Source organism: Bradyrhizobium sp. 190, assembly GCF_023073415.1.
In the GTDB taxonomy this organism is placed as follows: Bacteria; Pseudomonadota; Alphaproteobacteria; order Rhizobiales; family Xanthobacteraceae; genus Bradyrhizobium.
Window position 1 is genome coordinate 120,875 of the sequence record NZ_JADPJL010000047.1, and the last position, 12,270, is coordinate 133,144.

A 12,270-nucleotide genomic window follows, 5' to 3' on the forward strand; every position below is an offset into this window, starting at 1 on the left:
TGTTTCCTATTTGCCAGTTCTGGAAGCCATGTCCGCGATCGCCTTCATCACGGAGTCGCGGACGCCGGGATCGTACAGCGTGTGGCCGGCGCCCTCGACGAAACGGATCTCGGCCTCGCGCCAAAGGGCCGCGAGCGCATGCGAGGTCGCGGGTGGACACAGCAGGTCGTAGCGGCCCTGCACGATGATGCCGGGGATGCCTTTGAGCCTGCCTGCTTCCCGCAGCAACTGGTTCGGCTGCAAGAAGCAGTCATTGGCGAAGTAGTGCGCTTCCATGAACGGCGTGGCCGGCAGGCCCCGCGACGAACTGAGCGCCGCCAGTTCGAGGCGTGTGCGGTTCGGCGCGTGTTCGGAAAGAATGCGTTCGGTTTCGCCCCACGCCCGCGCTGCGGGAATATTCACGTCAGGATTGGGATCGAGGATACGGCGAAAATAGGCCTGGATCGGTTGAGCGCGTTCGTCTTCGGGCAGCACGCTCAGGAAATCGTCGTAAAGGCCGGGATAGAAACGCGGCAGCGTGTTGAGAAATCCGTTCTCGATTTCCTGGATCGTGCCCAGGAACGTTGCGCGCAGCACGATGCCGGTGACGCGGTCGGGATGCGCTTCCGCGTACGCCAGCGCCAGCGTCGCGCCCCAGGAGCCGCCGACGATCATCCAGCGCTCGAAGCCGAATTTCTCGCGGATCGCCTCCATGTCCGCGATCAGATGCGGCAGCGTGTTGGCTTCGCGGCGGCCCTTGGGGCGGCTGCGGCCGGCACCGCGCTGGTCGAACAGCACCGCGTGGAAGCGCTCGGGATCGAACAGCCGGCGATGGTCCGGTTGGCAGCCGCTGCCGGGCCCGCCATGCAGATAGACCGTGGCAATGCCATCGACGCGACCGACGCTTTCGACGTAGATATCGTGACCGTCGCTGACCGCGAACTGCTCCGACGTCAGCGGCGCAAACGGATCGGCGGGTTTGACGGATTTGCCGGCGTCGGCGTCAGGCGCCATGCTCGCCTTCCGTCTCCAGCGTGCCGCCGGCGAAATTGCGATAGAGAAAACGGTCCTGGTGGGCGGCAGCTTCGCGCTCGGCGTCCTTGAAGATCTGCTCGTGCATCGGCGACAGCGTGCAGGCCGGGTCGGTATTGCCGGCGTCGCCGGTCAGCGCAAAAGCCTGACAGCGGCAGCCGCCAAAGTCGATCTCGCGGAATTCGCAGCTCTTGCACGGCTCGGGCATCCAGCCGGTGCCGCGATAGCGGTTGAAGGCTTCAGAATTCTGCCAGATCCAGGCGATCGAATGATTTGAGCGCACGGATTCGAATTCGAGCCCGGTGATGCTCTCCGCCGCATGGCAGGGCAGCACCTTGCCCGCCGGCGAGATGTTGAAGAACTGCCGGCCCCAGCCGCCCATGCATTTCTTCGGCCGCAGCGCGTAGTAGTCCGGCACCACATAGTCGATGGCGAGAATGCCTTTCAGGCGCGTCGCGGCTTCCTCGACGATCCGGCTGGTCTCCTCGATCTGCTCGAGCGTCGGCATCAGGGCGGCGCGGTTCTTCAGCGCCCAGCCGTAATATTGGACATTGGCGACTTCGAGCCGGTCGGCGTCGAGATCGACCGCCATCTGGATGATGTCGGAGAGCTGGTGCAGGTTCTGGCGGTGCATGACGGCGTTCACCGTCAGCGGCATATCGAGCTCGCGCGTCCATTTCGCGGCCTCGATCTTCTTTTCGTGCGCGTTCTTCAATCCGGCGACGCGATCGGCCACCATGGGTTCGTTGCCTTGGAAACTGATCTGCACGTGGCAGAGGCCGGCATCGGCCAGCGCCGAAAGTTTTTCCTTTGTCAGTAGCACCGCTGACGTAATGAGGTTGCTGTACAGCCCGACGTCGGTCGCATGCTGCACCAGCTCCACCAGGTCCTTGCGCGCGGTCGGCTCGCCGCCGGAGAAATGGATCTGCAGCACGCCGATTTCGGCGAGCTCGCTCAGAACCTTCTTCCATTCCTCGGTGGTGAGTTCGCTGCCGCCACGGTCGAGTTCGATCGGGTTGGAGCAATAGGGGCATTGCAGCGGGCAGCGATGCGTCAGTTCGGCTAGCACCGCGAGGGGAATGCCGAACGTTTCCGCGGTCGAACGTTGCGATTCCAGAACCGCGAGCCCGTCACTGGGCGCGGCGCCGGCTGTTTTGCCATCTGCGAGAATGTCGCTCATGACGTCTTCTCACGCGCTTCGGTCAGGAAACCCTTGTCGGCAAGATCTTGCAGCATTCCGATGACGTCGGTTAAGATCGCCTCGCGCGGTGCGGCGTATTTGGCGGCGAGCTGATCGGCCATATCGCCGACGCTGCGCACGCCGTCGCAAAGCTGCAGCACCTCGACTGCGATTTCGTCCGGCGCCAGCACGCGCTCCGGTGCCAGGATCACCCAGACCTGCCGCGTCTCATCGAATTTCAGCCGGGCGTGCCGCGGCAATTTCGGCCGGCTCGCCTCGCTGACACTGATGTTGCGGCTCGCAGCCATCGATCGCTAGTCTCCTCCTGTCAGTCCCCTTGGGGCACGAACGCCCCGGGCGGAATGTGGCCTTCGACATAGGCATGATACAGCGCGTCGAGCTGAACCCATAGCACATTGGTCTTGAAGATCAGCGCATTGCAGACCGCCTCGCGCTCCGCCGGCGTCTTCGCATTTGCTTTCACGTATTCCAGGGCGAAGCCCGCATCGCGCGGCGCCTGCGTCAGGCGGCGGCTGAAGTAGCTCATGATATCAGGATTGACGAAATCATAGTGCTGCAGCATGCCGGAGATGCGTTCCTCATGCAGGTTCGGCGCGAACAGTTCCGTGAGCGAGGAGGCGATGGCCTCCAGCGGTGTCTTGTCGCGGCAGAAATGCACGTAGGCTTCCACCGCAAATCGCGTCGCGGGCAGGATGCCTTCGGTCGATTCCACATAGGCGCTGTCGAGCCCGAGCCCCTCGGTCAGCTTCAGCCAGCGCTCGATACCGCCTTCCGAGCCGATATCGCCGTCGTGATCCTCGATCCGGTGCCGCCATTCGATTCTTGTGGCGCGATCGCGGAACCGCGAGATCACCATCGCGTCCTTGAGCGGGATCGTGCTCTGGTAGAAATAGCGGTTCAGCGCCCAGGCCTGTACCTGTCCCTTGTTGAGCTTGCCGCCGTGCAGCAGCCGATGAAAGGGATGCAGATTGTGATAGCGCGTCGCGCCGATGTGGCGGAGCATCGCTTCGAGTTCATCGGCATTGTTTAGCGTGATGCCTTTGCCGATCGATAGGGCGGTCATTTCCACCTTGGCCATGACATTCACAGCGTGATCTCCGTTCCATCGGCGGGGATCTGCCAGCCCGCCTGTTCCAATTCCTTTCGCTCGTCCGAGCCGGAGAGCAGAGCAGGGTTGGAGTTGTTGATATGCAGGAACACCCTGCGGCCGATATCGAGGCCGGCAAGGCTCTCGATCGCGCCATGTTCGCCCGACATTGAAATATGGCCCATCCCTTGTCCCGTCTTGGTGCCGAGCCCCTGGACGATCAATTCGTCGTCGCGCCACACGGTGCCGTCGAAGAAGACCAGCGCCGCGCCCGCCAGGCGCGATTTGAGATCGTCGGTCACGTCAGCGCAGGCGGCCAGGAAATAGAAGTACTTGCCGCTGCGCTTGTCCAGGATCCTAAGCCCCAGCGTATCGCCGGCGGCGTCACCGCCCGCCGGATGCGCCTTGCCTTCGAGATACCACGCGCCCTTGCCGGGAACCGCGAAGGGAAGGATTTCCATGCCGGACGGTGAGCCGTCGGGCAGGGCGGGCTCGAACGCCCTGTCGACCTCGATCGGCCGCCGCTTCACGTTGTTTTCGCCCAGCACGTTAAAGATGCTGTTCGATCTCAAAATCGCAAGGACCCGCTCATGTGCATAGAGCGTGAAGGGCGATCCCTCGCGCATCGACAACAGCCCTGCGACCGCGTCGATTTCGCCATTGGTCAGGATCACGCCGGCGATCGGGCTGTGCCTGACCTGTCCGGCTTTGGGGTGAAGCTGCGGCGTCGCGATCACCTGCTGACGCAGGTCAGGCGAGGCGTTGACGAGATACCAGTGCGCACCGTCGGCGCTGACGGCGATCGAGGCCTGGGTACTGCGCTGTTCGGGATTTTCGCTTCGTGCCTTCCGGCACACCGGACATCCGCAGTTCCACTGCGGAACCCCGCCGCCTGCCGCGGCGCCCAGGACGACGACGCGAAGCATGATCCGTCTCCTGGAGCTTCCAGACTTGAAGAAACAAGCTGAACTACAAACGCCGCAAAGTGGACACCGGCGTCGGACACACTTCCGCTATCGGAACGTGTCAGGCCCGGAGGTCCACCTGCGTGAGATTATGAAACGCGCTACCGCTTACTTGCGGGCCGCGCACATATACATGTTGATTTCCATGCCGACCGATACTTCGACGATTTTCGGCGCTTTCCAGGCCATTTGCCTCTCCCTTTTGATACCGGGCGACCTCCGCCCTTCCAGGTTAAGGTAATGCGGATCAAAAAGTTCGCCAGTTAAATCTTTTGCCTGGAACCGCCATTTGTTTATGCTGCGCTGCAAAGGGATTTCACGGAGTTGTGCGGAGGGCCTCGGTCAAAACAACGTGGGATCAAGCGTTTCGCGGTTGTTCGCACCACCGCGAGTGGCAATTCTGGGTGCGACGGGGCGCTACCGGCTCCGGATAAAGAACTTGTGAGATAGTGAGGGCCTCCGGTTGCGGGGCCTCAACGGAGCCAGGTTTGTGCCGATGCCGCGATATTACTTCAACACCCGTATCGGCGATGAGCTGATTTCCGATCCTGACGGCGAAGTGCTTGTCGATCCCGATCGTGCCTGGGAAATGGCGCGCGCCATGATCCGGGAGCTGCTCAAGACCGACGGTGCCGATGGCGCGCTATTGAGCGCGATCATCGAGGTGACCGACGACGACGGCGAGATCGTGCTGGAGTTTCCGTTCGCGGAAGCGATCCTCGATGCCCCCGGCGCCTCGGTTACGAAGCACTGACATGCGATGAGGCCGGCCGGCGTCGGGCCGACCATTCGGCCGGCGCGGTTTCTGCGATGCATGTTTCCGGTTGCGCTTCGACAGAAAAATATCGGAGATTGCCGCTCGGAAAGCCACCAGCGTCGGCACCCTCATGTGCCGCGTGTAGAGAAATGGCTTCCGCCAGGGAGAAACGCCCATGATAAGTCATTCGTCGATGCCGCGCAGCCTGTTGCTGGCCGGCGCCTTTTTCGGTGCATTCACGTTTAGCGCCGCTGCCCAACAGCCTGCCGCACCGCCCGCTGCCGGCGCCCCGCCTGCGGCCGCGCCCGCACTTCCACCGGGGTCTCCGTTGATCGGGCGCCCCGCCGGCAACGAAGCCGCCGCCAAGCTCGCGCCGAATGCGCCGCCGCCGATACCCGCGGCGCCAGACAAGCTGCCGACGGCGAAGCTCAAGGTGCCGGCCGGCTTCAACATCGAGGTCTATGCCGCGGGCATGGCAAACGCGCGCTCGCTCGCCTTGGGCGACAAGGGCACGGTGTTTGTCGGCAGCCGCCTGGTCGACAAGGTCTATGCCATCGTCAACAAGGACGGCAAGCGCGAGGTCAAGGTGCTGGCCTCCGGCCTCTACCGCCCGAACGGTCTCGCCTTCAAGGATGGCACGCTCTACATCGCCGAACTGTCGAAGGTCTCCAAGATCGAGAAGGTCGAGGACAACCTGGACAACCCGCCGAAGCCGACCGTGATCTTCGACAAGCTGCCCAAGGACGAAGCCCATGGCTGGAAGTTCATCGGCATCGGTCCCGACAAAAAGCTCTACGTTCCGGTCGGCCAGCCCGGCAACAACGTGCTCAACGACGACGAGCATGGCCTGATCCACCGGATGAATCTCGACGGCTCGGGCGCGGAAGTGATCGCGCGGGGCGTTCGCAACACCGTCGGCTTCGACTGGCACCCCGAGACCAAGCAGCTCTACTTCACCGACAACGGGCGCGACTGGATGTCGGAAGACGTGCCGGAGGACGAACTGAACCGCATCACCAAGGTCGGCGAACATTTCGGCACGCCGTTCTGCCTGCAGGGCAACATTCTCGACCCCGAATTCGGCTGGGGTAAATCCTGCAGCGACTACACTGCCCCGGTTGGCCTGCTGGGCCCGCATTCCGCAGCGCTGGGCATGCGGTTCTACACCGGCAGCATGTTCCCGAAGACCTACAAGAACGTCGCCATCATCGCCCGGCACGGCTCCTGGAACAGGTCCAAGAAAGTTGGTGGCGACCTCGTCATCGCCAAGCTGAACAAGGACGGGACGATGAAGTCGATGGAGCCGTTCCTCACCGGCTTCGTGGAAGAGAACAAGTATATCGGCCGCCCGGTCGACGTGCTGCAGATGAAGGACGGCTCGCTGCTGGTCTCCGACGACTGGAACGGCGCCGTCTACCGCATCACCTACGGCAAGCAGAAGGTGGCGGGGAAGTCGTAGCTACCTCAAGTGATCTCTCACTTCGTGATGGCCGGGCTGAAGCGCGAAGCGCGTCTTCGCACAGATGTCCCGGCTATCCACGTCTTCGTTCCCTCGATCAGTCAAGACGTGGATGCCTGGCTTAAGGTCGGGCACAACGAGTTCAGCTGAAAAGTGCGTATCGATGCGTAAGACAATGATGGCGCTGATGTTTGCCTCCATCACGTTCTCTGCAGGTGCAGAGACCATTGAGGAGCGCACCGCGCCTTGTCAGGCCTGTCACGGCGAGAAGGGTCAATCCGAGACCGAGAATACCCCCTCGCTTGGCGGCCAGCATGCGCCGTATACGCTGATCCAGCTCTTCATGTTCCGCGAGAAGTTGCGCACCTTCGAGCCGATGAACGAGATGGCAAAGGCGTTGACCGACGATGATCTTCGCGTGTTTTCTGAATTCATCGCCAAGCTGCCGAAGCCGTCACCGCCGGCCGACGCCGGCGAGCCTGCGCGGCTGCAGCGGGGGCAGGCGCTGGTGCAGCAGCACCGCTGCGACACCTGCCACAATCCCGATCTTTCCGGCAAGGAGAACGTCCCGCGTATCGCCGCCCAGCGCGAGGACTACCTCGCCAAGACCCTTGGCGAGTACAAGGACAACAGCCGCCGCGGCTATGACGGCAGCATGGCCGACGTGATGGCCACGATCACATCAGAGCAGATCGCCGATCTCGCCTATTTCATCGCCCACGTGCGTTAGTTTCACCTCGCCCCGCTTGCGGGGAGAGGTCGGAACGCCATCGGCGATCCGGGTGAGGGGGTACAGGTCTCACGTCGTTCAGAACTCGCGGTGAGAGCCCCTCACCCCGACCCTCTCCCGTAAGAACGGGGAGAGGGAGCAGCGCTCGCCCGCCCGCAAACTCCAGCCGCTGGCATTGCCCTGCGCACGGCGCTACAAGGGCGGCAATCGAACGGAGTGCTACATGCAGGATCTATGGCGCCTGTCGGCCGCGGAAATGGCCGCGCTGATCAGGTCGAAGAAAGTCTCGGCGAAGGAGGCGGCAACCGCGGCGCTGGCGCGGCTGGACGCGGTCAACCCCAAAATCAACGCCGTCGTCGACCACCGGCCTGAGGATGTCCTGGCGCAGGCTTCCGCTGTCGATGCTGCCATCGGGCGAGGCGAAGACGCCGGCCCCCTTGGCGGCGTACCTGTGACGGTGAAGGTCAATATCGACCAGGAAGGCTTTGCAACCACCAACGGGCTGAAGCTGCAGCGCGACGCCATCGCCAAGAGCAACAGCCCCGTGATCGACAATTTGCGCAAGTCAGGCGCCGTCATCCTGGGGCGCACCAACTGCCCGGCGTTCTCCTATCGCTGGTTCACCACCAATCTCATTCATGGTGACACCAAGAATCCGCGCGATCCCTCGATCACGCCGGGCGGCTCGTCCGGTGGCGCGGGGGCTGCGGTCGCGGCCGGCATCGGGCATATCGCGCACGGCACCGACATCGCGGGATCGATCCGCTATCCGGCTTACGCCTGCGGCGTGCATGGCCTGCGGCCGACCATGGGACGCATCGCAGCGTTCAACGCGGCGCCCCCCGAACGGCCGATCGGGCCGCAGATCAGCGCGGTCTCGGGCCCGCTGGCCCGCACCATCGGCGATATCAGGATCGCGCTGGCCGCGATGTCGGCGGGGGATTATCGGGATCCCTGGTGGGTTCCGGCGCCGCTCGAAGGGCCGGCGATGCCCAAGCGCGTCGCGATGTGCCTCAACCCCGACGGCCTCGATCCCGTCCCCGAGGTGAAGGCCGCAGTCGCCGATGCCGGCAAGCGGCTCGCGCGCGCGGGCTGGATCGTCGAGGAAATCGCCAACACGCCGCCGCTGCGCGAGGCTGCCGATCTGCAGACGAAACTCTGGCTCGGCGACGGCTACGAGGCGCAATTGGAAGCCGCCGAGCGCGAGGGCGATCCCGGCGCACTGGCCTGCCTGTGCGGCAACCGCGCAAAAGTGCATCCGTTCGACCTGTCGAAGGCGCTGACGCGGCGCGCGACGCTGACGCGCGAATGGCTGGCGTTCTTCGAAAAATACGCCGTGCTGCTGATGCCGGTATCCGGCGAATTGCCGTTCCCCGATCAGCTCGACCGCAAGGACGAGGCGTCGTTTGCGCGCGTCTGGCATGCGCAATTGCCGCAGATCGCCATTCCCTTCATGGGGCTGCCCGGGCTGACGGTTTCGACCGGACTGGTGGGGCGCGTGCCCGTCGGCGTGCAACTGGTTGCCGGGCGTTACCGCGAGGACTTATGCCTTGCTGCCGGCGAGGCGATCGAAGCCGGCGGAACGCCGTCGGCAGCGATCGATCCGGCGGGCTGAATTGAACGAGGCCACGATGCCAGGCGTTTATGATTTTGCGGCGCAGTCGCTCGCCGGCGAAGAGGTTCCGCTGAAGCGGTTTGAAGGTCAGGTGCTCCTGATCGTCAACACCGCGAGCGCCTGCGGGTTCACGCCGCAGTACAAGGGTCTAGAGAAATTGCAACGTGAACTGGCGCCGCGCGGCTTTGCGGTGCTCGGCTTTCCCTGCAACCAGTTCGGCGCGCAGGAGCCGGGCGACGCCAAGCAGATCGAGGCGTTCTGCGAAACCAAATATGACGTGACGTTTCCGATGTTCGCCAAGATCGACGTCAACGGCAGCCATGCGCATCCGTTGTTCAACCATCTGAAGAATGAGAAATCGGGGCTGCTCGGTTCGTCGATCAAATGGAATTTCACCAAATTCCTGGTCGACCGATCGGGTAGGGTGGTCGGGCGCTATGCCCCGACCGTTACGCCCGAGGGGCTACGAAGAGAAATCGAGGCACTGCTGTGAGCGAGACCAACAAAGCGATGAACGACGAATTCCCCGACCGTCTCTCGGTCGATCCGAACAGCCCGTATTACAATGCCGATATCCTCTCGCGCGACGTCGGCATTCGCTTCAAGGGCGTCGAGAAGACCAATGTCGAGGAATACTGCATCAGCGAGGGCTGGGTGCGCGTCACCGCCGGCAACGCCAAGGACCGCTACGGCAACCCGCTGACCATCAAGGTGCACGGCCCGGTCGAGCCGTATTTCCGCGACAAGGCACCGTCCTGACGCGAAGCTGCTTCAGCCGTCATTGCGAGGAGCGAAGCGACGAAGCAATCCATTCTTCCCTTGCGGCGCTATGGATTGCTTCGCTTCGCTCGCAATGACGATGTAGAGGCAGCGTCACCACGAAAGTAGCCACCATGTCTGTCCGTATCGTCGACGTCTGCGAAATCACAAAACCGATCTCCTCGCCGATCCGCAACGCCTATATCGATTTCACCAAGATGACGACGAGCCTCGTCGCCGTCGTCACCGATGCCGTGCGCGATGGCAAGCGCGTGGTCGGCTACGGCTTCAATTCCAACGGCAGATACGGGCAGGGCGGCCTGATCCGCGAACGCTTCGCGCCGCGGCTGAAGGAGGCCGATCCGAAGAGCTTGCTTGACGCCGATGGCGGCAATCTCGATCCGGACAAGGTCTGGGCTGCCATGATGTCGAACGAGAAGCCGGGCGGCCACGGCGAGCGCTCGGTTGCCGTCGGCACCATCGACATGGCGGTGTGGGACGCGGTGGCGAAGATCGCCGGCAAGCCACTGTTTCGATTGCTCGCCGAACGCCACGGCCTTAAGGCCAACCCGCGCGTGTTCGTCTATGCCGCCGGTGGCTACTATTATCCGGGCAAGGATCTGTCGGCGCTGCGCGGCGAGATGCGCGGCTATCTCGACCGCGGCTACAACGTCGTGAAGATGAAGATCGGCGGGGCGCCGATCGCGGAAGACCGCGAACGGATCGAAGCCGTGCTGAAGGAGATCGGCAAGGACGCACAGCTCGCTGTCGACGCCAACGGCCGCTTCGATTTGGAGACCGCGATCGCGTATGCAAAAATGCTGCGGGAGTATCCGCTGTTCTGGTACGAGGAGGCCGGCGATCCCCTCGACTTCGCGCTGCAGGCCGCGTTGGCCGAATTCTATCCCGCAGCCATGGCGACTGGTGAAAACCTGTTCAGCCATCAGGACGCAAAGAATCTCATTCGCTATGGCGGCATGCGGCCGGACCGCGACTGGCTGCAATTCGACTGCGCGCTGTCCTACGGGCTGTGCGAATACCAGCGCACGCTGGCAGTTTTGAAAACCCACGGCTGGTCGCCGAGCCGCTGCGTCCCGCATGGCGGGCACCAGATGTCACTCAATATCGCGGCCGGTCTCGGCCTCGGCGGCAATGAGAGCTATCCTGATTTATTCCAGCCCTATGGCGGTTTCCCCGATGGTATAAGCGTCGAGCACGGCCACATCACCATGCCGGACCTGCCGGGCATCGGATTCGAGGGGAAGTCGGATCTCTACAAGGAGATGAAGGCGCTGGCAGCGTGAGGAAGATTGGCAGCCCAAAAATCTTGTGAAATTAGTAGTCATCGATCTCTGAAGGATGCCGCGATCTTGCCCAGTACACTTTCCCTTCCCCAACTCTCGCTCTCGAAGGACAAGATCCGGGTCTTGCTCCTCGAAGGGGTCAACGACAGCGCCGTGCAGATGATAGAGGCTGCGGGCTATTCCAGCATGACGCGCTTGTCCAAGGCTCTTGAGGGCGATGCACTCAAGGAAGCCATCAAAGGCGTGCACCTGCTGGGCATCCGCTCGCGCACGCAGATCACCACGGATGTTCTTGAGGCCGCGGACCGGCTCATCGCGATCGGATGCTTCAGCGTCGGCACTAATCAGGTGGATATTGACGCCGCGCGCCGAAGCGGGATTCCCGTGTTTAACGCCCCGTTTTCCAACACGCGAAGCGTGGCCGAACTGGTGATAGGCGAGATCGTCATCCTGCTGCGCCGGATCGTCTCGCGTTCCAACGCGGCCCACGAGGGGCGCTGGGACAAATCTGCAAACGACAGCTATGAGGTAAGGGGCAAGACGCTCGGCATCATTGGCTACGGCAATATCGGCTCTCAGCTCTCGAATCTCGCGGAAGCGCTGGGAATGAGGGTCATCTTCTACGATCACACGGACAGGCTTCGCCATGGCAACACCGAGCCGACCGCGAGCTTGCGTGATCTGCTGGCGCAAAGCGACGTTGTGACGTTGCATGTGCCGGAAACTCCAGCCACGCATGGGATGATCGGGCGTGAGGAAATTGCGGCGATCAAGCGCGGCGCGTATTTCATCAACAACAGTCGCGGCACGGTCGTTGACCTCGAGGCGCTCGCGGACGCGCTGCGCGAAGGCAGGCTTCGTGGTGCCGCGGTTGACGTTTTTCCGGTCGAGCCGCGTTCGAACGCAGATCGCTTCGTATCGCCGCTTCAGGGTCTGGAAAATGTTATTCTGACGCCGCACATCGGTGGTTCGACCGAAGAGGCACAAGAACGCATCGGGGCCGAAGTTGCACGCAAACTCGTCGATTACAGCGATTCCGGTTCGACGATGGGTGCTGTCAATTTCCCCCAGGTCCAGCTACCGCCGCGGCCATCGGGGACGCGGTTCATTCAGGTACAGCGCAATCTTCCGGGCATGCTGGGGCGTTTGAATGAAGTGCTTGCGCGCCACGCAGTCAACATTGCCGCTCAATACTACGAAACCGACCACGAGGTAGGCTATGTGGTCCTCGACGCTGATGCCTCCGCAGCCGACGGCCAGCGTGTGCTTGCAGACATCCGGTCTCTGGAGGGCACCATTCGCGCCCGGTTGCTCTATGAATACAAGATCTAAGCCTGGCTAAATCAAATCTGCGTAGGTTGGCGACCGAGAATTCCTGAACC

General features: G+C 62.7%; 14 protein-coding genes. 8 read left to right on the forward strand and 6 right to left on the reverse strand.

Going from position 1 to position 12,270, the window contains the following annotated elements:
* Positions 1-6: 6 nt before the first annotated feature.
* From pip to pqqA, 6 genes are all read right to left on the reverse strand, one after another.
* Positions 7-993, reverse strand: coding sequence for a prolyl aminopeptidase (gene pip, locus IVB22_RS24900; RefSeq protein WP_247519894.1), 987 nt, complete (start codon positions 991-993; stop codon positions 7-9).
* Entirely contained in the window at positions 983-2,191 is a 1,209-nt protein-coding gene (gene pqqE, locus IVB22_RS24905) for a pyrroloquinoline quinone biosynthesis protein PqqE (RefSeq protein ID WP_247519895.1), read from the reverse strand. The genes pip and pqqE overlap by 11 nt, the downstream gene beginning before the upstream one ends.
* The gene (gene pqqD / locus IVB22_RS24910) at positions 2,188-2,499 is read right to left on the reverse strand and encodes a pyrroloquinoline quinone biosynthesis peptide chaperone PqqD (protein ID WP_247519896.1); all 312 of its coding nucleotides are present in this window, start codon (positions 2,497-2,499) and stop codon (positions 2,188-2,190) included. The genes pqqE and pqqD overlap by 4 nt, the downstream gene beginning before the upstream one ends.
* 20 nt (positions 2,500-2,519) lie before the next feature.
* Positions 2,520-3,275, reverse strand: a complete 756-nt coding sequence (gene pqqC, locus IVB22_RS24915) for a pyrroloquinoline-quinone synthase PqqC (protein WP_247520120.1) — start codon at positions 3,273-3,275, stop codon at positions 2,520-2,522.
* A gap of 20 nt (positions 3,276-3,295) precedes the next feature.
* Entirely contained in the window at positions 3,296-4,225 is a 930-nt protein-coding gene (pqqB, locus tag IVB22_RS24920; RefSeq protein ID WP_247519897.1) for a pyrroloquinoline quinone biosynthesis protein PqqB, read from the reverse strand.
* 147 nt (positions 4,226-4,372) lie between these two features.
* Positions 4,373-4,453: a pyrroloquinoline quinone precursor peptide PqqA gene (gene pqqA / locus IVB22_RS24925; protein ID WP_247520121.1), complete on the reverse strand. Its 81-nt coding sequence runs from the start codon at positions 4,451-4,453 to the stop codon at positions 4,373-4,375.
* Between the two features lie 307 nt (positions 4,454-4,760).
* Between pqqA and IVB22_RS24930 the strand changes: the two genes are divergently transcribed.
* From IVB22_RS24930 to serA, 8 genes are all read left to right on the forward strand, one after another.
* Entirely contained in the window at positions 4,761-5,018 is a 258-nt protein-coding gene (locus IVB22_RS24930; protein ID WP_108518973.1) for a hypothetical protein, read from the forward strand.
* Positions 5,019-5,196: 178 nt separating this feature from the next.
* Positions 5,197-6,480, forward strand: a complete 1,284-nt coding sequence (locus tag IVB22_RS24935; RefSeq protein WP_247519898.1) for a sorbosone dehydrogenase family protein — start codon at positions 5,197-5,199, stop codon at positions 6,478-6,480.
* A gap of 163 nt (positions 6,481-6,643) precedes the next feature.
* The gene (locus IVB22_RS24940; RefSeq protein WP_247519899.1) at positions 6,644-7,210 is read left to right on the forward strand and encodes a c-type cytochrome; all 567 of its coding nucleotides are present in this window, start codon (positions 6,644-6,646) and stop codon (positions 7,208-7,210) included.
* A gap of 223 nt (positions 7,211-7,433) precedes the next feature.
* Positions 7,434-8,825, forward strand: a complete 1,392-nt coding sequence (locus IVB22_RS24945) for an amidase family protein (protein ID WP_247519900.1) — start codon at positions 7,434-7,436, stop codon at positions 8,823-8,825.
* Between the two features lie 16 nt (positions 8,826-8,841).
* On the forward strand, positions 8,842-9,318 hold the full coding sequence (locus IVB22_RS24950) for a glutathione peroxidase (RefSeq protein WP_247519901.1): 477 nt from the start codon (positions 8,842-8,844) through the stop codon (positions 9,316-9,318).
* Entirely contained in the window at positions 9,315-9,584 is a 270-nt protein-coding gene (locus tag IVB22_RS24955; protein ID WP_247519902.1) for a DUF3297 family protein, read from the forward strand. Before IVB22_RS24950 ends, IVB22_RS24955 begins: the two co-directional genes overlap by 4 nt.
* A 134-nt stretch (positions 9,585-9,718) precedes the next feature.
* Complete coding sequence (locus tag IVB22_RS24960) at positions 9,719-10,888, forward strand: mandelate racemase/muconate lactonizing enzyme family protein (RefSeq protein ID WP_247519903.1); 1,170 nt, start codon at positions 9,719-9,721, stop codon at positions 10,886-10,888.
* 66 nt (positions 10,889-10,954) lie between these two features.
* Positions 10,955-12,220: a phosphoglycerate dehydrogenase gene (gene serA / locus IVB22_RS24965; protein ID WP_247520122.1), complete on the forward strand. Its 1,266-nt coding sequence runs from the start codon at positions 10,955-10,957 to the stop codon at positions 12,218-12,220.
* Positions 12,221-12,270: the final 50 nt, after the last annotated feature.